Annotated in this window: 16 protein-coding genes; 4 read left to right on the top strand and 12 right to left on the bottom strand. The window is 66.2% G+C overall.

Annotated features, from left to right (window positions below):
* Window positions 1-3 precede the first annotated feature (3 nt).
* From CRO39_RS20635 to CRO39_RS18710, 3 genes are all read right to left on the bottom strand, one after another.
* Complete coding sequence (locus CRO39_RS20635) at window positions 4-585, bottom strand: 2'-5' RNA ligase family protein (protein WP_141400863.1); 582 nt, start codon at window positions 583-585, stop codon at window positions 4-6.
* Window positions 585-1541 carry a hypothetical protein gene (locus CRO39_RS20630; RefSeq protein WP_141400862.1) on the bottom strand — a complete coding sequence of 319 codons (957 nt, stop codon included), beginning with the start codon at window positions 1539-1541 and terminating at the stop codon, window positions 585-587. Before CRO39_RS20630 ends, CRO39_RS20635 begins: the two co-directional genes overlap by 1 nt.
* 98 nt (window positions 1542-1639) lie before the next feature.
* The gene (locus CRO39_RS18710) at window positions 1640-2458 is read right to left on the bottom strand and encodes a restriction endonuclease (RefSeq protein WP_097123493.1); all 819 of its coding nucleotides are present in this window, start codon (window positions 2456-2458) and stop codon (window positions 1640-1642) included.
* 296 nt (window positions 2459-2754) lie between these two features.
* On the opposite strand from CRO39_RS18710, the gene CRO39_RS18705 reads away from it, so the two are divergent.
* Entirely contained in the window at window positions 2755-3405 is a 651-nt protein-coding gene (locus CRO39_RS18705) for a glutathione S-transferase family protein (RefSeq protein ID WP_097123492.1), read from the top strand.
* Between the two features lie 93 nt (window positions 3406-3498).
* Here CRO39_RS18705 and CRO39_RS18700 read toward each other — a convergent pair whose 3' ends face one another.
* A complete protein-coding gene (locus CRO39_RS18700; protein WP_238394658.1) occupies window positions 3499-3687 on the bottom strand; it encodes a DUF2200 family protein in 189 nt (62 codons plus the stop codon).
* Between the two features lie 227 nt (window positions 3688-3914).
* On the opposite strand from CRO39_RS18700, the gene CRO39_RS18695 reads away from it, so the two are divergent.
* Window positions 3915-5312, top strand: coding sequence for a glycoside hydrolase family 27 protein (locus tag CRO39_RS18695; protein ID WP_202926328.1), 1398 nt, complete (start codon window positions 3915-3917; stop codon window positions 5310-5312).
* Between the two features lie 195 nt (window positions 5313-5507).
* Here CRO39_RS18695 and CRO39_RS21115 read toward each other — a convergent pair whose 3' ends face one another.
* The 4 genes from CRO39_RS21115 to CRO39_RS21320 all read right to left on the bottom strand — a co-directional run bounded on the left by CRO39_RS21115 (window position 5508) and on the right by CRO39_RS21320 (window position 7496).
* Window positions 5508-5735 carry a DUF2200 family protein gene (locus CRO39_RS21115; protein WP_217991849.1) on the bottom strand — a complete coding sequence of 76 codons (228 nt, stop codon included), beginning with the start codon at window positions 5733-5735 and terminating at the stop codon, window positions 5508-5510.
* Complete coding sequence (locus tag CRO39_RS21460) at window positions 5704-5859, bottom strand: DUF2200 family protein (protein WP_425479743.1); 156 nt, start codon at window positions 5857-5859, stop codon at window positions 5704-5706. Before CRO39_RS21460 ends, CRO39_RS21115 begins: the two co-directional genes overlap by 32 nt.
* A 129-nt stretch (window positions 5860-5988) precedes the next feature.
* Complete coding sequence (locus tag CRO39_RS18685) at window positions 5989-7254, bottom strand: type II toxin-antitoxin system HipA family toxin (RefSeq protein ID WP_097123489.1); 1266 nt, start codon at window positions 7252-7254, stop codon at window positions 5989-5991.
* Window positions 7251-7496: a helix-turn-helix transcriptional regulator gene (locus CRO39_RS21320; RefSeq protein WP_097123488.1), complete on the bottom strand. Its 246-nt coding sequence runs from the start codon at window positions 7494-7496 to the stop codon at window positions 7251-7253. Before CRO39_RS21320 ends, CRO39_RS18685 begins: the two co-directional genes overlap by 4 nt.
* A gap of 373 nt (window positions 7497-7869) precedes the next feature.
* Here CRO39_RS21320 and CRO39_RS18675 point away from each other — a divergent pair, with 373 nt between their 5' ends.
* Both CRO39_RS18675 and CRO39_RS18670 read left to right on the top strand, forming a co-directional pair.
* Entirely contained in the window at window positions 7870-8196 is a 327-nt protein-coding gene (locus CRO39_RS18675) for a helix-turn-helix domain-containing protein (RefSeq protein ID WP_097123487.1), read from the top strand.
* Between the two features lie 17 nt (window positions 8197-8213).
* On the top strand, window positions 8214-9449 hold the full coding sequence (locus tag CRO39_RS18670; protein WP_141400861.1) for a type II toxin-antitoxin system HipA family toxin: 1236 nt from the start codon (window positions 8214-8216) through the stop codon (window positions 9447-9449).
* An 84-nt stretch (window positions 9450-9533) separates the two neighbouring features.
* On the opposite strand, the gene CRO39_RS18665 is transcribed toward CRO39_RS18670, so the two are convergent.
* Genes CRO39_RS18665 through recC form a run of 4 tightly spaced genes read right to left on the bottom strand, consistent with a single transcriptional unit; the run spans window position 9534 to window position 18883 of the window.
* Window positions 9534-9884 (bottom strand): DUF2200 domain-containing protein, encoded by a 351-nt coding sequence (locus CRO39_RS18665; protein ID WP_097123485.1) that lies wholly within the window; start codon window positions 9882-9884, stop codon window positions 9534-9536.
* A 58-nt stretch (window positions 9885-9942) separates the two neighbouring features.
* On the bottom strand, window positions 9943-11877 hold the full coding sequence (recD, locus tag CRO39_RS18660; RefSeq protein WP_097123484.1) for an exodeoxyribonuclease V subunit alpha: 1935 nt from the start codon (window positions 11875-11877) through the stop codon (window positions 9943-9945).
* Window positions 11874-15458 (bottom strand): UvrD-helicase domain-containing protein, encoded by a 3585-nt coding sequence (locus CRO39_RS18655; protein ID WP_097123483.1) that lies wholly within the window; start codon window positions 15456-15458, stop codon window positions 11874-11876. Before CRO39_RS18655 ends, recD begins: the two co-directional genes overlap by 4 nt.
* The gene (gene recC, locus CRO39_RS18650) at window positions 15455-18883 is read right to left on the bottom strand and encodes an exodeoxyribonuclease V subunit gamma (protein ID WP_097123482.1); all 3429 of its coding nucleotides are present in this window, start codon (window positions 18881-18883) and stop codon (window positions 15455-15457) included. The genes CRO39_RS18655 and recC overlap by 4 nt, the downstream gene beginning before the upstream one ends.
* Window positions 18884-18967 lie beyond the last annotated feature (84 nt).

Genomic DNA, 18967 nt, shown 5'->3' with positions numbered 1-18967 from the left:
GCACTAATGCTCTTGTCGTTTACTTATCTCAGCCATAAATGAAGCTCGGAAGGCGCTACCAACTTTCCCTGACGCAATCATTCTTTGGATGGCTTTTTCGTCACCTACAACATCGTCTCTTGGGAAGAGCTCGATTTGCTTGGATACGTATGGAACAACTGAGTATTGGTCACACAGCAGTTCAACTCTGTGCTTGCCAGAGCGAAGAAAGCGATGAGCTCGTTGTGCCATCTCTACATCAGGGCCATCGTACAAAGTTATATGTGGATTGAAGCCATACTTTTCTATCGGGTAGTCGGGCTTGTTCCAAACCCGACGCAAGCTCTCGTTCTCTACTCGCAGATAGACTGCAGCGCCACTCATAGTCTCAAAAATGCCTGGATTCGCGATTAGTAGCTGCGTTCCCCCTAGCGTTTTGTCAATGTGTTCAATAGCTGTCGCAGTTGGTCTCTCAGGCAGCGGACCCTGAATGGTCAAGTGAGGAGGCTGCTGCCATCTGCGTCCATTTAATGCTTCAACAAGAAAGTCCAACACGCCAACGACGTACGGGTCATCAAACACAATGAATACAAAGTGCGATGACATTAGATGACCAAGTATCTCGACAGTTCTTCGAATTCGCTTCTTCTAAACAATTTTTGATAGAAGTTAGCAACCTTATCCGCGCGCACTCTTGCCTGATCCATCAGATCTTTGGCCAACTCGAAATCATCTCCACGCGAGTCTTTCAGTTCCAGAAACCACTCATAGTCGTTCAGGAGCTCAGAGAACTCTCCATGCATGCCCTGGCAACTTGTCGCATCAAGCGAAGATGCGAGACGCTCAAATGGCGTCATTTTTACGTAGGGCAAGAACTGCTCTGCTGAAGATGGTCTTAACTGAAGTAGCAATGCTACCGTGGAGAACACCGTACTTAGACGACTAAACCTCAAGTTAAGATTTTTCTTTCTCCATTTTCTGTTTGGATCACTCCTTGTATCTTCATAGTTTAGGCAAAGGGTTCTCCAGTACCTAAGAAGATCGTTCAATAGAAACAATGGCCTGTAATTCTTCTTTCCTTTGTTGTCTCGAAAATAGTTCTGCACAACTTTGTCAACAAGCTCTTCATGCTTGCTCTGCCCAAATATAGCTCGACCCTCCAGCATCAACAGCATTCGTGCGGTAAATGAGTTCTCTGTGTCGTCCTTCGGCTTTCCTAAATTGCTCACCAAATCGCCCTCGGTGTAGACCTTGAAGAACCGCATCGACTCATCGAATGGAGGAAGAGATAGCTGATCATTGATATCGGCTATAGCACCTAAGATCCTTACGTTACTCAGCGGAGTACAAGATTCACTGCGCCCAATAGCAAAAACATCTAGATCGGAGTTAGTTCCAGCTTCTAGACGGCCGTAAGATCCAGCAGCAAATATTGCACCGTCAAAGGCTTCTACATGCCTGTGATGAGCCAATTTCTCCGATAGCTGATCAAGCTTGTCTCTTGATCGCGACAGCCTTAGAGCCAAACTTGCGTGCTCGCTCAGGAGCTTCGTTGCTGTCATGTCCTCCTCCTGGAACATCAGTGCGAACGATTAGAGAAACTCGGTTTTGCGGCTATTCCGCGGGTGATAGCCAAGAATGGATACTTCACGTTCATTGGTCACATCGTCTCTCGGCAAATAGGAAATGCCGGACACCCCCAGAACGCCTCGCCCGTTCGCCGATTGCTACGACGCACCATCGGCGCATCGCAACGCGGGCAATGGGGCGCGGATGATTCCTGCAGACCTTCTGTACTGAACACCGGGTCTACCCTCGCCTGCATTCCTTCCGCAACGCTGCCCGCCCGCTGCACCTCCCGGATCATCGCCAGCAAGGCCGGCCCATCAATCAACTCAATCGGCTTTCCATCAGCAAACCGCGCCGCATCCGGCGTAAATCCACCCAAAGCGGCGATGCGCACTTCATCCGCGCCATGGTGCGCCAGCAGGCCATACATCTCGCGGACGACATTCACCGGCACTTTTTCGCGCCGCCATTGCTTGCATTGCACCAGGGTGCGCCTGCCGCCCTTGCGCAGGATCAGGTCGATGCCGCCATCGGCGCCGCCCAGGCCGGTTTCTTCCACGCTATAGCCCTGCCGGCGGAAGGCTTCGCCGACCAGCCGTTCGAAGTCGCGCCAACCCAATGCGGCAATGCTGTCCAGGCCGGTGCGCGTATCCAGCAGGCGGCGCTTGCGGCGTGCGCTGAGGAACGATGCGGTGGCGGCAATGGCACACAAGGCGAAGAACAGCCACGCCAGCGGCCGGAATGGATTGGCGCCGTTGGCGAACGCCTGCGCAAGCGCTCCGCCCTGGCGGGCGAACCACAACGGTATGCCGTGCGCGATGAAAAGGTAGCCGAGCGCACCCACCCCCAGGCCAACAGGCCAGGGCAGGACGGCCAGATCATTGAAGAAGTTTTTCCTACCACGTCCCATGTGGCGTCCCCATTTACCCCGTTGGGGACCATAGCGCGATTCAACGCACTATTGAAGCGTGCGCTGGGTCCGCTTGTCGGAACGCCCTGGACGTCGCGATCTGCGGCAACCGCCCTGCGCACTGACTGCCAGGACCATCGCGCCGCTACGCGGGGATTGCCTGCGCGGCCGGGGGAATCTCTTCACTGGTTTGTCGAGTCCCGATTCGGCCGTTCGTCTACACCATGAAGGCAGGGCAATCGGCTCTGACCGAATCGCGGCGCGACAGCGTGGCCGCATCACCAGGAGCCCTGCCCATGACCGCCACCATCACCGCCTTTGCGCAATCGCCGGACCGCGGCCGGGGCCTGGCGCGCGACATGCGTGTGCGCTGGGCACTGGAAGAGGTGGGCCAGCCTTACGACGTGCGGCTGCTTTCCTTCAAGGCCATGAAGCAGCGCGCGCACCTGGCGCTGCAGCCGTTTGGACAGATACCCACTTATGAGAAAGGCGATCTTGCGCTGTTCGATTCCGGCGCCATCGTGCTGCACCTGGCGCAGCGCCATGCCGGCCTGCTGCCGGACGACGCCAATGCCCGGGTGCGCGCGGGCGCGTGGATGTTTGCCGCGGTCAGCACGATGGAACCGCCCATCGTGGAGCGCGAGATGGCCAGGCTGCTGGAGAGCCGCGAGGCCTGGTACGCGCCGCGCATGGCAATGCTGGAGCAGCGCGTGCGCACGCGGCTGGGCCAGCTGTCCGCCCACCTGGGCGATGCCGACTGGCTGGACGGCGGGTTCAGCGCCGGCGACCTGCTGTTGGTGTCGGTGCTGCTGCGGCTGAAAGGTTCGGGCCTGCTGGAGGAATACCCCAACCTGGCCGCGTATGTGGCCCGCGGCGAAGCCCGGCCCGCCTACCAGCGCGCGTTTGCCGCGCAGCTTGCGGTTTTTGAAGCGACGCAGGCAGGCTGAGGGGTCCACCGGCTGCAGGCAAGCGTGGGTAAGGCCAAAGGCCACGCCCGGGGAAACGCGCCATCCCATGTCAGGCGTCCGGGGTTATCCAGGCTACGCTGGCTTGCGCAGAATCTTCTCCAGTGCCTTTCCCTTTGCCAGCTCATCGACCAGCTTGTCCAGGTAGCGGATCTTCTGCATGAGCGGGTGTTCGACCTCTTCCACCCGGATCCCGCATACCACGCCTTTGATCAGCGCGGCATTGGGATTGAACCGCGGCGCTTGCGCAAAATGGGGGTCCAAAATGGGGGTCAGTGAACTGTTTCAACACGGGCTATAAACCGAGCTTCCGGTCGGCGTAGTTTGCCAATGGCCTTCGTCAATGCTGCAAAGCGTCACGTCAATTTGGCATCGCTGCTGCGAATCTTTTCATTGGACCGACGGTCGCCGTCCACCCTAACCTGCCCCGGTGGCGCCACCCTGCGCGCTGTCTGCGGTCGCTGTGACCGCCCAGAGAACCGGAGTAGTCCATGCGTCGATCAAGCTTTCTGCGATTTCTAGGAACCCCGCTGCTTGTCGGCAACCTGCTGCTGGTGACTGCCACGGCAATGGCCGCGCCGCCCTCGCAGGATTTCCATCAATGGGCCGCCACGCCACCGATGGGCTGGAATAGCTGGGATGCCTTCGGCACCACGGTGACGGAAGCGCAGATCAAGCAGCAGACCGACTTCATGGCAGACAAGCTCAAGGCGCACGGCTGGCAGTACATCACGGTGGATATCCAGTGGTACCAGCCCACCGCCCAGGGCCACGGCTACGAAGAAGGCGCCGCGCTGACCATGGACGACTTCAGCCGCCTGGTGCCGGCACCGGAGAAGTTTCCTTCGGCCGCCGGCGGCCAGGGCTTCAAACCGCTGGCCGACTACGTGCACAGCAAGGGGCTGAAGTTCGGCGTTCACATGATGCGCGGCATCCCGCGCCAGGCGGTCAAGCAGAACACACCGCTGTTGGGCACCCATCTGCGCGCCGCGGACATCGCCGACATCAACAGCATCTGCTCCTGGAATCCGGACATGTACGGCGTGGACATGTCCAAGCCGGGTGCGCAGGGGTACTACGACTCGCTGATGCAACAGTTGGCCGACTGGGGCGTGGACTTCGTCAAGGTCGACGATCTCAGCCGCCCTTACCAGGAACACCAAGCCGAAATCGAAGCCATCCGCAAGGCGATCGACAAAACCGGCCGGCCCATCGTGTTGAGCACCTCGCCGGGCGAAACGCCCTTGTCCGCCGGCGCTCACGTCAACCAGCACGCCAATATGTGGCGGATCAGCGACGATTTCTGGGACCATTGGGAACTGCTGCTGGATCAGTTCAAGCGCCTGCACGACTGGACGCCGTACCGTACCGCTGGCGCTTGGCCGGATGCGGACATGCTGCCGCTGGGCATCGTCGAGTTCGATCGGCCTACCCGTTTCACCCGCGACGAGCAGATCACCCTGATGACCTTGTGGAGCATCGCGCGTTCGCCGCTGATCCACGGCGGCGACCTGACCCGGACCGATCCGTTCACCCTGTCCCTGCTTACCAACGACGAGGTACTCGCGGTCAACCAGCACAGTGCGCACAACCGCCAACTGTTCCGCACCGACGACGGGCTGATCGCCTGGGTGGCCGATGCGGCGGATGGCAAGGGCAAGTACCTGGCGGTGTTCGACACCCGCGACGCCAGCGCCGCGGCCGCCGGCAACCGCCCGGTCCCGGTAGAGATGTCCGCGCTGGGACTGCAGGGACAGGTGCAGGTGCGGGACCTATGGAGCCGCACGCCGCTGAAGCCGGTGCACGGCACTTTCAATCCAGAGGTCGCGCCACATGGCGCCCGCCTGTTCCTTCTCACCCCCACCGACTCATCGGCATCGAAGCCGTGACGGAATCGCATCGTCACGCTCCACTGCGCAGCTATCGCTCATGAGCATCGACCACGTCCCCCGACAGTCTGGCTACGGGGTCTGCCGGTCCGGTAGTGATGTCTGCCACTCTTGGGCAATCCTGAGAATCCAAAATTAACTTGTGTTTCCAGCCCGGAATAGAGATTTAATTTGGTATGGCGAAGCGTACCCAGACTAGGTCCGCAGAATCTTCTCCAGCGCCTTCCTCTTTGCCAGCTCATCGACCAGCTTGTCCAGGTAGCGGATCTTCTGCATCAGCGGGTTCTCAATCTCCTCCACCCGGATCCCGCACACCGCGCCTTTGATAAGCGGGGCGTTGGGATTCAGCTGCGGCGCTTGCGCGAAAAAGGTCTCAAGGCTGTTGTCGGCGTCAAATCTGGTGCCGCAATCCTTCTTCGCTATAACCCGTCAACCAGTGGATGACCCGATCGAGTTCTTCTTTCGATCGGCCCTTGGACTCCACCTTCTTGACGTACAGCGGGTACACGCTCGAGAACTTGATTGCGAAGACTTTCTCCGGGCGCACTCCGTTCCTCGGTTGGTTGGGCCCGACGCACAGGATCTGCAATCACTGAGGTCGGAACCTGGTCGGCTCGCGAAGCGGGTTTGGCATGAACAAGCTGTTGCAGCTCATTCTAGACCGATGCAATTGCTGTCAAGCCGAAGCCAATGCCTGCAATTGGCGGACATTGTTTGCGATGAGCTGGGTGGCACTGGCGATGCGCTTGCCATCGCAGCCCTGTTCGATGAGTTGGTCGCCTACGGCATTGAGGCAATCCAGTAGCGCATTGGCCATGCCGGCGACCCGGTTCAGTACGAAACGAGGTGCGTACTGCGACTGGGCAGCGAACGTGCGCCAGTCCTGGGCAGTGATTGCCTCGATGCGAGCGGCCGCGCCGATCCGTAGTGCCGGCGCGCGCGTGATCAGGGACTCGGGTAGAACTACGGTGGGAACCAGGTCGTAGAACGGCGCCAGCCGGCGATAGCCTTGGCGATCGCAGAGCAGTGCCAGATTCTTGGCATGGGCGTCAGCGTTACCGATCAGGGCGTTGAATACCGCCCAGTCCAGCAGTCCCTGCACGGCAGCCGGGCCCAGGCCTAGCTGGCGAATCAGCGCGGAGCACCGGGCAAGTCCAGGGCCTCCCTGACTTTCGTATTTCATTTCACCCGGGTAACCCAAGGCTTGGCAGAAATCCTCCTGGTGCAGGCGCTGGGTTCGGCGGCCGTCCGTTGTACGGTCGTAGCGCTCGATCAACAGCGCCGGACGGCCCATGACCTCCACAGGGCGGGACGGTGCAACCGGCAAGCCGACCGCGCGGGCCAACGCCAGGCCGAGCGCTTCCAGATCGCGCAGTCCGCGGAATCGGCGACTGTCGGGTTTGACGATGTGGGTACTGAGTTCATTGCGGCCCGGAAGCCGCAGCCGGCCATCGGGTTCGGCGATGACCGCGATCTTGTCCTGGGCCCCGGCCAGGGACAGCCGCAGCGGAGTTCCAAGCAAGGCCCAAGCGCCTTCACCCGCGTCTTCGCCCTGCAGGTACAGCAGCGTTTCCAGATCATTTTCTTCGTCTTGCGGAAGTTCGGCTCGCGGGCCTGGCGACTGAATGCTCACCGCACCGGCGCATTCGCCCCCGATAGCCGCCAGCAAGGCGAAGTCGTCGCTGGGCGCAATGCGCAGCCGGGCGGCGATTGCGTCGCGCACCCCACCTTCGGGCAGCAAATTGCAGAACCAGTTGCGAACCGCTGCGCCTTGATAGGAATCCGCTTGCAGAGGCAATGCAACCGATAGCGGCACCGGCGCCGACGAGGCCAGGTAGTCGGGTTGGTAAGTGAAATGCCAGTCTTCCGGACTTTGCGCGCCGGTGATGGCAAGGTCGCCGATGGGCTGATCGAACAGCGTGACTTGCAAGGAATCGGTCATGGCTTGGCGGCGCTGATTTGGAGGCGCAGACCCAGCACCGCCAGGACCGCCAAGGTCTTGTCCAGCGCTACGCTGGGCTTGCCGCGTTCCAGTTCACTGATGAAGCGCAGCCCGGTGCCGGCCAACCCCGCCAGTTGGGTTTGGGTCAAACCATGGCTGCGCCGCGCCTGGCGCACGGCGGCCCCGATACTGAGTGGCGTATCTGACCAGCCTTGTCCCGAACGGGAAAATTGGTTGTCCATGGGTTACGAACAAACTGCTTTATACCGAACGGGTAAATTTACAGAGAAACGGGCTTTCGTCAACGTTTTTGTCCCGTTCGGGAAAGTGAACTGATTGGTCCAATGACCAGGTTAGGAGCGCCGTCCCCGGCGCGAGCTCCTTGCAGGAGGACGACGTCCCGGAAGGCGGGTCAAGACCCGCCCTACGACAAGCTGACCGCAAGCAAGTACCCGGATAAGGTCGAATGCCACCCGAGGAGCCTGGCTTTCCGTGTGAAGCGCCCCGGTGCCCCGGATCAAGTCCGGGGTTACCTGGGCTACGAGCTGAACAGGAAAGTCGACAAAATCCAAAATTAACTTGCGTTTCCGGCCAGGAACTGTAATTTAATTTGGCATGGCGAAGCGAACCCCTCCCACCCATCCCCGTGTGCAGCGCCAGATCGAGGCGCTGGGCCAGCGCCTGCGCGCCGCCCGGATGCGCCGCTCGATGACCCAGGAAGTGCTGGCCGAGCGCGTGGGGGTCAGCGTGCCGACCCTCGCCAAACTGGAGAACGGCGATCCGTCGACCAGTCTGGCCACCGTGCTGCGGGCGCTGACCGCGCTTGGCCTGGGCGGCGACATCGATCTGATTGCCGCGCAGGACACGCTGGGTCGCGAGCTGCAGGACAACGCGCTCCGGCGCACCAACGCCCCGCCACGGTCACGGACACCCAAGCCGTGAACCGCGTGGAAGTCTGGATGGACGATGCATCCCTCGGCGGCTCCGCTCTGGTTGGCCAATTGTCGAAGACCGCCAGCCGGACCGGCGACACGATCAGCTTCGAGTACGACCCGCACTGGCTGGCCAGCGCCGGGCCGGTGGCGGCGTTTCCGCTGGATCACGAGTTCTACTTCGGTACAGGCCCGCAATATGCGAGAGCCGGCGCCAACGAATTGTCGGGCGCCTTCCAGGACTGCTCCCCCGACCGCTGGGGCAAGCGCCTGATGGACCGCCGCGAGGCCGTCGAGGCGCGCGAGCAGGAGCGCAGAGTGCGCAGCCTGCGCGCCTGGGATTACCTGGTGGGCGTCAATGACGAGTCGCGCATGGGGGCGCTGCGCCTGGTCGATCCGGCTTCCGGACGCTACGTGGACGATCGCACGCTCAGCGCGCCGCCAGTCACCGACCTGCGTCAGCTCGAGGCGATCGCCGCGCATGTGGAACGCGCCGATGCCGACCTGACGGACGAGATGGTCCGCTGGATCAAGCAGATCGTGGCCCCTGGCGCTTCACTGGGCGGCGCCAGGCCGAAAGCCAGCTTCCGCGACCCGGCGGGGCAGCTGTGGCTGGCCAAGTTCCCGTCCAACGATGACCGCGTCAACGTGGGGCTGTGGGAGTTCCTGGCTTACCAGCTCTCGCTCGACGCCGGTATCGACATGCCCGAAGCACGGCTGATGCAGTTCTCGGATCGCGGCCACACCTACGCGGTGCAGCGCTTCGACCGCACATCAACCTCGCGCCGCATGTTCTCCTCGGCCATGACCCAGCTGGACGTCAGCGAGAGCGAGGGGCACAGCTACCTGGATCTGGTGCAGGTCATCGAAACCAGCGGCACCTCCACGCAGATCGCAAGCGACCTGGAACAGCTGTTCCGGCGAGTCCTGTTCAATGTCCTGATCGGCAACCGCGACGATCACCTGCGCAATCACGGCTTCCTGCGCGCTGGCGATGGCTGGCGACTGTCGCCGGCTTTCGATGTCAACCCGAATCCCGACAAGGATCACCATGTGCTCGCAATCGATGGCAGCGACCCATCGCCGGATTCGAGCCTGCTGCTGGCCACGGCCGACTACTACCGCCTCTCAAGGAACACCGCGGCTGCGTTGGCCGAACATGTGCGCGCGGCGGTGCGCGGCTGGGAGACCCGCGCGCGCGCGCTGGGCGCGCCTGCGGGCGAGATTGCGCTGATGCGGGGCGTTATCGATCCGGATCGGTAAACCACGCTTTGCGGCAAGCAATTTGCCGCTGCCGGGAATATCCGCTTGATGCGCACGCGAAGTCCCCCCGAATGCACGGAAGGGTCACTTGCGCAGAATCTTCTCCAGCGCCTTCCCCTTTGCCAGCTCATCGACCAGCTTGTCCAGGTAGCGGATCTTCTGCATCAGCGGGTGTTCGACCTCTTCCACCCGGATCCCGCATACCACGCCTTTGATCAGCGCGGCATTGGGATTGAACCGCGGCGCCTGCGCGAAGAAGGTTTCAAGGCTGCTGCCGGCTTCAATCTGGCGGCGCAGCCCTTCATCCCTGTAACCGGTCAACCAGCCGATGACCTGGTCGAGTTCCTCTTTGCTGCGACCCTTGGCTTCGACCTTCTTGAGGTAAAGCGGGTACAGGCGGGCGAATTCCATTGCGAAGACTTTTTCCTGGCGCATTTCCGTTCCTCACATGATGGGGCGGTGTACATGATCCATCGCCGCCACGCGCGCCGCATCAGCCCAGTCTTTCCGCCAGGCCCGCGATCCGCTGGGCCTGGCGCGACAGCGTGACGCGCAGGATGTCCGGGTGGGCGAACAGATGCACCTGGCGGCGCGCGCGGGTGATGGCGGTGTAGAGCAGTTCGCGGGTCAGCGTGCGCGCATCCTGGCGCGGCAGCACCACCCATGCCTGGTCGAACTCCGAGCCCTGCGCCTTGTGCACGGTCAACGCGAAGGCGCTGAGGTGGGCGGGCAAGGCGGCCGGGTGGAAACCGCGCACGCCTTCGCCGCCGGGGAAGAACACCGCGGTGGCGCCGTCCGGCTGGCGCAGGCAGATGCCGACATCGCCGTTGAACAGTCCATGCCGGTAGCTGTTCTCGGTGATCAGCAGCAGGCGTCCATGGAAGTAGGTCTCGCGCTGGACGCCCGCCAGGGCTTCCTCGATCTGCGCATTCAACGTGGCCGCGCCCTGCGGGCCTTCGCGCAGCGCGGTCAGCAGGCGCAGGCGGTCGGCCAACGCCAGGGCGGCGGCCGGATCGGTTTGCGCCGCCATGCCGCGCCAGTGCGCCAGCAGCTCGGACCGGGTGGCAGCGGCCAGCGGGCCGGCAGCGTCCTGGTGGAACTCCACGCCGCGCAGGGAGCGGCCGCGCAGCAGCGACAGCGCGGCATCGGCATCGCCGGTGCGCACCGCATCGGCCAGCGGCGCCAGATCCAGTTCCTCGGACTGGCGATAGCCGCGCAGCAGTTGCACGCGGTGGCCGGCCAGCGGCGGTGCGTCATCTGTGGGAGCGACGTAAGTCGCGACCGTAGTGTTGGAACTCCCGGTCTCCTCTTCTGCGAACAGATCCACCTGCGTCGGAATATCTCTGGCGGCCGTGGCTTTCAAGTCGCGATTTACGTCGCTCCTATCAGGGACTGGCCCCAGCAACGGCGCCAACCGCAGGCCCAGCGCCTCCGGCAATGCGTCGCCGTCGCCGGCCGCATCGCCGATGGCGGCCAGCACGTCGCCGGCTTCCACCGAGGGCAGCTGGTCGCGGTCGCCCAGCAGGATCAGGCGCGCGCCGTCGGGCACCGCGTCCACCAGCTTGGCCATCAGCGGCAGGTCCACCATCGAGGCCTCGTCCACCACGATGATGTCGAACGGCAATGGATGGCCGGCATGATGGCGGAACTGCGGGCTGCCTGGCCGGCTGCCCAGCAAGCGGTGCAGGGTGCTGGCCCGTTGCGGCAATGCCGCCGGCCATTCGGGACGAAGGCTGGGCAGTCCTTCGAGTTTCGCCAGGGCCGCATGCAGGCTTTCGGACATGCGGTCGGCCGCGCGCCCGGTGGGCGCGGCCAGGGCGATCCGCGGCACCCTGCCGTGCGCGGCGGCTTGCGCGACCAGCAGCAACAGCAGGCGCGCGATGGTGGTGGTCTTGCCGGTGCCGGGACCGCCAGTGATCAGCAGCAACGATTGCAGCAGCGACAACGCCGCCGCACGCGCCTGGCGGTCGCCCTGCCGGGCCTGCGGGAACAGATCCGCGAACAACGGCTGCGCGGCGGCGATATCGCTGTCCGCCGGCGCCTGCGCCGCCAGCCGCCGCAAACCTGCGGCCAGCCCGCGTTCGTATTCGCGATAGCGGCGCAGGTACAGCAATCCGTTTTCCAGCACCAGCGGCGCGGCAGGAGCCGCGATGTCCCCGGCGCCCGGTTCGCTGACCCACGGCGATGCGCGCCAGGCGGCGATCCAGTCGCCGGCGTCCGGCAGATCCTCGCTGCGGCCCAGCAACCAGTGCGGCCGCGCGGGATCGAACGCCGCATGGCCGGCGCTTACCGCCAGCGACGCCAGTGCCGCGCCCAGCAGTACGCGCTCGTCGGTGTGCGGATCCAGCCGCCGCAGCGCGTCGGCCAGGGCCAGATCGACGGCGCGCAGGCGGTCGCCGAAAACGGACAGCGACGCCAGCGCGCTCATGCGGCGGACTCCAGCGGCGGCACCAGCAAGGCATCGGCCGCTTCGATAAGCGCGCGCGGAAACTGCGGCACGAACACGCCGCGCGCGGGATCGGCATCATCCAGGCCGCGGCAGAACAGGTAGCGCACGCCGCCGAAATCGCGCTCGTAGTCGTAACCCTTGCCCAGGCGCAACTGCATCCAGCGATGCACTGCCAGGGTGTAGAGCAGCGCCTGCAGGTCGTATTCGCTGGACGCCATGGTCTGCGCCAGCGCGGCCGGGTCGTACGAAGGCAGGTCGTTGGACTTGTAGTCCAGCACGTAGACGCGGCCGGCGTGGCGGTAGGTCAGATCGATCTTGCCGTTCAACAAGCCGGCGAGCTGCGTCCATACGCCGAAATCCTGGCGGTCGCCCGCCACGCCGTACCGGTGCAGCAGTTCGACGAAGGCCTGCGTGGTGGCGCCGCGCAGGGCCAGGTGGAATTCCAGTTCGGCAATGCGCGCCTGCGGCGGCAGCTCGCACAGGCTGACGCCTTCGGGCAGCGGCGCGTTGAGGGTGCGCGCGATCAGCGGGGTCAGTTCGCGGATGCCGGCTTCGTGCAGCTTTTCCGGATAGCCCTGGCTGTTCAGGGCATCGACCAGCGGCTGCGTTTGTGCGGGCGGCGGCCAGTCGCCGCCATGGCCGCGCCAGGCGGCGAAGTCGACGCGTTCCAGCGCGTGGTGCAGGGTATTGCCGAAGCGCGAACCGCCGAACTGGCGCGGTCGCGGCAGCGCGGTGGCCAGCGGCGCTTCGTCGTCGGCCGGACGCGCTTCGACCAGCGCGCTGGCGCCATGCGATTGCTGCTTGTGCAGCTGGCTGAAGCTGTGTATCCACCAGTCGCGATACAGCCGGCGCAAGGCTGGGCGGGGCGCAGGCACCGCCTGCGCGGGCGCGGCGGGCAGGCGCCCGGGCGAACCCGCCGGCGGCAGGCCCGTGCTCAGGACGGCGATGCCGCCCAGCGCCTGCTGCATTTCCGGCGCCGGCGACGCCCCCTGCAGCAGGCGATGCAACGAGGCGTTGCGGTGTTGCGACAGCGGCCCGCCGCACAGCCACAGCGCCTGGCTGGCGCGGGTCAGGCCGACATAGAGCAGCCGCATGTCCTCGGCGCTTTCCTCGTCCAAGTGCGCCTGCCTGGCATCGGCCCAGGCGGGCGCATCGGCGAAGGTCTGCGTCGTTGGCCATTGCCGCACGCGCTGGCCGCTGGCATCGGTATACATCGCCAGGCCGGCAACCCGCTCCTGCCGGCCAATGCCGACGAAGGGCAGATAGACCAGCGGGAACTCCAGGCCCTTGCTCTTGTGCAGGGTCAGGATCTGCACGCGGCCGGCGTCGGATTCCAGCCGCGGCTGTTGCGCTTCATCTTCGCCATCGGCGTGGGCGATGGCGTGGCGCAGCGCGTCCAGTTGCCCTTGCGTTCCCAGGTTGCGGCCGGCAGCCGATTGCATCAGCTCACCCAGTTGCAGGTAGTTGGTCAATCGCCGTTCGCCGCCGGCCTGGCCCAGCAGCCGTTCGGCATTGGCCGCCAGCACCTCGGCCAGCATCGCCTGCGGACCGTGCCGCTCCCAGCGCGCACGCCAGGCCACCAGCGACTGCTGCCATTGCCGCAACCGTTCGCCGGCTTCGTCCAGCGCCGCGATCCGCGCGGCGTCCCAGCCCAGCAACGGCGTGGCCAGCGCGGCGCGCAGGCGGCGGTCGTCGCCAGGCGCGCGCAGCGCCAGCAGCAGCGTCAGCAGCTCCTGTGCCTGCTCGCTCTGGTACAGGCTTTCCCGGCCGGAGGCCACTGCGGGAACGCCGCGCAACGACAGTGCATGCCGCACCGCGGCGGCCTGCCGGTGATCGCGCACCAGCACGGCGAAGTCGCGCGGCTGCAACGGTCGCAACGCCTTGCTCAGCCTGTCCTTGAGCAGCGCGCTTCCGGCACTGGCCTGCTGCAGGCGTTGCAGGATGGCGTAGGCGCAGAGGTCGGCGGCCATGCGTACGGACACCGGCTTGGTGTACTCCTTGCCGTTGTCGGCGGGCGGCACGCTATGGAAATGCAGGGCGGGCGCGGCTTGCCCGTCCAGCAGGAAATCCGCATCGGTCGCGTTGCCGCCGGCCTGGGTGGGCAGGAAATCGATGCCCTCGCCCAATGCGCCCGGCGGTGCGTGGGCGAACAGCAGGTTGACCGCGCGGATGACGCGGGGACGGGAACGGAAGTTGCGGTCCAGCGCCGCGCCCTGCTGCGCGGTCTGCGCCGCCACCACGTAGGTGTTCACGTCGCCGCCGCGGAAGCGGTAGATGGCCTGCTTGGGGTCGCCGACCAGCACCAGGCCACCCTGCCCGAACAGGCGCGCGAAGATGTCCCACTGCCGCGCATCGGTGTCCTGGAACTCGTCCACCAGCACGCAGGGAAACTGCTGGCGCAGCGCGGCAATCAGATCGCCCGAAGCGCGCTGGTCGGCGACCGCCGCGTGCAGTTCGCCGATCAGGTCATCGTAGTCGCGCACATTGAAGGCCTGCTTGCGCGCGCGTTCGCGGCCCAGCGCATCGGCGCGCAGGCGGTGCAGCTGTTGCAGGTCGCGCGCTTCCCGCCACCGCTCCACCGCCGCCATCGCGTCGATGACCGGTTCGAAGGTGGCAAACAGCGGCGACTGCGGCGTTTTACCCGCCTTGGCCTTCAGCGTGCCTTTCTCCAGCGCGGCGGGCAGGTATTTGTGCAGCTTCGGATGCACGGCCGGGGGCGGGTCCGGCGAATCGGCGACGGCCCGCAACCAATCCCACAGCGAGACCACATGATCGGCCTTGTACTCGTTGGCCTTGAGCACGGCATCGGCGATGGCGCGGCCGACGCTTTCGCAGGCGGGCTCGCCATGGGCCGCGAACGCTTCGCAAACCTGCCGCCAGGCTTGCGTCAGCGCCGGCCGCGGGTCGGTCAGCGCCTGCGGCAACGGCGGCAACAGCGGCTCGGGCGCCAGCAGATCGCGCAGCGCCCGGGCCAGGTCCGCTACCCGCCCGAACTGCCGGTGCAGGAAATCCGCACCCTCGGCATCGCGCGAGAAGGCGCGCCACAGATCCGCCGCCAACCGTTCGCGCGCCGGCGCGTTGGCGGTTTCCAGTTGCGAGGCAAGCAAGGGCTGGCGCGTGTCCATCGCATGCTCGCGCAACACGCGCTGGCAGAAGCCGTGGATGGTGGCGATGGCCGCCAGATCCATTTCGCGCAGCGCGCGCGCCAGCCGCTGGCGCAGCGCCGGCAGCGATTCGCGCGGCTCGGCGGCCAAGGCCTGGTGCAGCAGCCGGCGCAGCATTGCGGTTTCCGCCGCGTCGCCCGCATGGGTTTCCGGATCGCCTTCCTGCCAGCCATCGGCCAGCTCCACCGCCTGCCGCAGGCGCAGGCGTACGCGTTCGCGCAGCTCCTGGGTGGCCGCCACGGTATAGGTCACCGCCAGCACCTGCGGCACGCGCAGCCGGTCCACGATCACCGCCCGCGCGAACAGTCCCGCCAGCGCGTAGGTCTTGCCGGTGCCGGCGCTGGCTTCGACCAGGCTGCGCGCCTGCAGATCGGTGTCGAACACGGCATCGCTCACGGCAACGCCTCCGCATCGAAGGGCTGGCCCTGTTCCAATGCGCTGAAAATGCTGTGCGACAGCAGCTCGAACGCGTCGCGGGCGTCGGCATCGCCATCCAGGAACGGGTCGCGTCCGCGCAGGGCAATCCGCGTCGCCGCCTGCGCTTCGCCGGGACCGCCGAAATCGCCTTCGCCGCCGCCCCAGGTCTTCTGCGCTTCATCCAGCGCGCGTTCCGGGTCCTGCTGCGCCATCGACCACCAGACGTGGCCGCTCTTGGGCAGGAAGCACAACGGAAAACGCATCGCACGGCGGCGCAGCGCCAGCAACGCCGCCAGCACCGCGCGCGCATGCGCCGGCGGCAGCGGATCGCGCACCGCGATGCGCGGCGGCGCGCCCTTCCTTTCCGCCGACAGCTCGTGCAGGGCCAGGCCCTGGGTGGATGCGGCAAGCCAGTCCAGTCCATGCCGCAACGCGTGACCGCCGTGGCGGCCGTTGGGATTGAGGGCTGCGCGGAACATGCGATCGCCATGCACGCGGTCCAGCGTGCCGGTCAACACGCACTGGCCGGCCGCCGGCTCGGGAAGCGCCAGTTCCAGCGGGCGGGCATCGCCATCGCCGGCAAAGCCCGCCTGCACCGCCGCATCGGCGAACGGCGCCACCTCCTCCACGATGCCGCGCAGCACCGCCCGGCCATCGGCGCCGGGCGCCAGCAATCCGCGCGCCAGCAATCCGGCCTGCAGCGGCGCAAGCGCCGGCGCGGCGCCGGCGCGGCGCCAGGCGTCGAAGACCAGCTGCCGCAATCCGTGGCGGCTCAACGCATCGGGCATGCCGAAGGGCTCGTGTTCCTGCGGCGGCGATTCTTCTTCCGGCAGGCGCAACCCCAACCCGGCCTGGAGGTAGAACGCATGCGGCCGCATCAGCGCATCGCGCAGCTGCGCCAGCGACACGGCGTTGCCGGCCTCTTCTTCGCGCGCCGGCAGGACCGCGGCGAAGACTTCCGATTCGGCGCGACCGGTGCCGGTGTCGGCGCCGGCGGCCGGGTGCCAGCGCGCATCGAAGCTGAAGCGGCGCGCGTCGCCCTGGGTTTCCTCCGGCAGCGCGGCGCCGAAGGCCGCCGGCGAAAACGGCTGCAGGGCATGCCGCACCACCAGCTGTTCGCGCACCGTTTCCGCATCGCCCTGGTGGTAGCGGGCGGCGGCGTCCAGCAGTTCGGACACCAGCACCGAGGGTTCGCGGCGGCTGCCGTCGCGCGCATCCATGCCCACCCAGCTGGTGTAGAAGGCCCGGCTGGCCGACGAAAACAGCTGCAAGAACAGATAGCGATCGGCATCGCGCCGCGAAGGATCGCCGACGCGGCGGTCCGGGCCTTCCAGCGCCTGGTTGATGCGGTTGACCGGGTCGCGTCCATCGCGCGCCGGGAACGCGGCCTCCTCCATGCCCAACAGGCAGATGACGCGGAACGGGATCAGCCGCATGGGCACCATGCGGCCGAAGCAGACGCCGCCGGACAGGAACGGCGCGCGCGCATCGCTGCCGGCCAGTTCGGCCTGGAAGTGATCCAGCACCACGCTGTGCGCCACCTGGCGCTCGAAGTCCGCCAGCGCCGCGCTGTCGGCAAAGTCGGCAACCGCCTTGTGCAGGCGTTCCAGCACGACGCGTTCGCCGTCCTCGCGCGGCTCGGCGGCGAACACCGCCGCCAGCAGCTCGGCCAACTGGTTGGCCCATTGCTTGGGCGTGTGCGGGCCATGCAGGCGCGCACCGAAGCCGCGCAGCGCCGCCAGCAGCCGCACCAGCGCGTCCAGGGAATCGGTGGCCTGGCCTTCCAGCTCCGGCCATGGCGCGACCGCCGGCTGCGCCCCCGCAAAAGCGCCGCCGATCAACGCGTCGTCTCCGCTGGCCATGCCCAGCAGCAGCCGGTCCAGCGCGAATTCGAAGGTATAGCCGTTCGTTTCCCGCGCGGAAGGGTCGCCGCCGCCTTCCGGCGCGGAAGCGGCCGGCGGCGCCAGGTGGCGCGCACGGTCGGCGCCGTCCAGGCCCCAGCGCGCGCCGGCGGCCTGCAGCCAGTCCTGCAGCCGCGCGCGGTCGGCGTCTTCGATGTCGAAGCGCTGCGCCAGCGCCGGCACCGCCAGCAGGTCGATCAGGTCCGGCAAGGTCAGCGGTTGCAGCGGCAGCTTCAGCAGGCGCAGGAAGGTTTCGGCGACGGCGGCGCTGGCCAGCGGGCTGGTATCGGCGATGGTGTAGGGAATCTCGCGGGCGCTGCCCAGCGCGCCGCCGAACACGGCCTCCACATGCGGGGCGTAGGCGTCCACATCCGGCATCAGCACCGCGATGTCGCGCGGATCGATGCGCGGCCGGCCGTGGGAAGCTTCCTGTTCCAGCAGCGCGCGCAGCTGATCGTGCAGCACCTGCACTTCGCGCAGCCGCGTATGGCAGGCGTGGAACTGCAGGCTGGCGTCGGCTACGTCCACCCGCGCGCGCGGCCAGCGGCCGGAAGCCTCGCCAGCCAGCGGCGCGCGGTTCTCCAGCACGTCGGTCTGCAGGCGGCCCAGCAGCTGGTCGTCGTACGGTTCGCTGAAGGCCGGCGCCTCGAACCGCGCGCGGACCGTTTCGCCGCCACCCAGCGCGGCGATGAAATCGCGCCCGGCCTGGCCCCAGGCGGCAAGCAAGGGATTTTCGCCGCCGAAGCGGTCGTCCTGGTCGGGGCGGTAGTCGGCGGCCCAGCGCGACAGATCGCCCCAGTAGACCCGCGACGGCGTATGCAGGAAGAAGTGCTGCTCGCCCGCGCGCGCCTGGCTGGCGACAACCTGCAGCACGTCGGGCGAAATGTTCTGGCAGGCGAACACGAACAGCCGCGGCGGCAGCCCGGCCGGCGCGTCCGCGCCCTCCGGGCCGAACCGGCGCAGGTATTCGCCGATGCGCCTGGCGCGATGCCGGCGGCCGCGGCCGATGCGCTGCCATAGCGTCGCCTGGCCGTCCTCGCGCGGCGCGCGGCGCTCCCATGCCAGCAGCAGGTCGCGGCGCCAGGCCTGGTACTTCTCGAAGCTGTCGGCCAGGGCGCAGGCCAGCGACCACCGGTAACGCGGATCGGCGTGGGCGGCGAACCCGGCGAATTCGGCCGGGGCATCGTCCTGCAGCTCGCGCAGCAGATGCCAGCGCAGCGTTTCCGGCGCCAGCCGGTCGCCGCGCGGCGCTTCGCCCAGATTGGCGTCCAGCGCCAGATCGACGAATTCGCCCGGGGTCAGGAACGCCACGTGGGCGCAGATGCCCAGTTGCTCGGCCAGCGTCTGCTGCAACCAGCGGCGCATCGAGAACTGCGGCACCAGCACCACTTCCTGCCGCCACCAATCGTCCGCGCCGCCGCGCAACCTGCTGGCCAGCACCCCGGCCAGCACATCGAGATCGTTGGAAGGGTAAAGGCGGAAATCGTGCGGCGGCCCCTGCATCCGGTCATGATGCCGCAGGCCTGTCGCAATTGCAGAGATCGGGCCAGGGCGGTGGCTGGCTGCGGATCCGCCGCCATTGCGGCC

The organism is Pseudoxanthomonas wuyuanensis (assembly GCF_900215535.1).
GTDB classification, from domain to species: Bacteria; Pseudomonadota; Gammaproteobacteria; order Xanthomonadales; family Xanthomonadaceae; genus Pseudoxanthomonas_A; species Pseudoxanthomonas_A wuyuanensis.
Note: the sequence above shows the minus strand (reverse complement) of the source record. Positions and strands in the feature narration are given on the sequence as shown.

What these genes read in the sequence shown, in the direction of transcription:
- CRO39_RS20635 (WP_141400863.1), bottom strand. Translation starts at nt 585, where the DNA reads ATGTCATCGCACTTTGTATTCATTGTGTTTGATGACCCGTACGTCGTT.
- CRO39_RS20630 (WP_141400862.1), bottom strand. Translation starts at nt 1,541, where the DNA reads ATGACAGCAACGAAGCTCCTGAGCGAGCACGCAAGTTTGGCTCTAAGG.
- CRO39_RS18710 (WP_097123493.1), bottom strand. Translation starts at nt 2,458, where the DNA reads ATGGGACGTGGTAGGAAAAACTTCTTCAATGATCTGGCCGTCCTGCCC.
- CRO39_RS18705 (WP_097123492.1), top strand. Translation starts at nt 2,755, where the DNA reads ATGACCGCCACCATCACCGCCTTTGCGCAATCGCCGGACCGCGGCCGG.
- CRO39_RS18695 (WP_202926328.1), top strand. Translation starts at nt 3,915, where the DNA reads ATGCGTCGATCAAGCTTTCTGCGATTTCTAGGAACCCCGCTGCTTGTC.
- CRO39_RS18685 (WP_097123489.1), bottom strand. Translation starts at nt 7,254, where the DNA reads ATGACCGATTCCTTGCAAGTCACGCTGTTCGATCAGCCCATCGGCGAC.
- CRO39_RS21320 (WP_097123488.1), bottom strand. Translation starts at nt 7,496, where the DNA reads ATGGACAACCAATTTTCCCGTTCGGGACAAGGCTGGTCAGATACGCCA.
- CRO39_RS18675 (WP_097123487.1), top strand. Translation starts at nt 7,870, where the DNA reads ATGGCGAAGCGAACCCCTCCCACCCATCCCCGTGTGCAGCGCCAGATC.
- CRO39_RS18670 (WP_141400861.1), top strand. Translation starts at nt 8,214, where the DNA reads ATGGACGATGCATCCCTCGGCGGCTCCGCTCTGGTTGGCCAATTGTCG.
- CRO39_RS18665 (WP_097123485.1), bottom strand. Translation starts at nt 9,884, where the DNA reads ATGCGCCAGGAAAAAGTCTTCGCAATGGAATTCGCCCGCCTGTACCCG.
- recD (WP_097123484.1), bottom strand. Translation starts at nt 11,877, where the DNA reads ATGAGCGCGCTGGCGTCGCTGTCCGTTTTCGGCGACCGCCTGCGCGCC.
- recC (WP_097123482.1), bottom strand. Translation starts at nt 18,883, where the DNA reads ATGCAGGGGCCGCCGCACGATTTCCGCCTTTACCCTTCCAACGATCTC.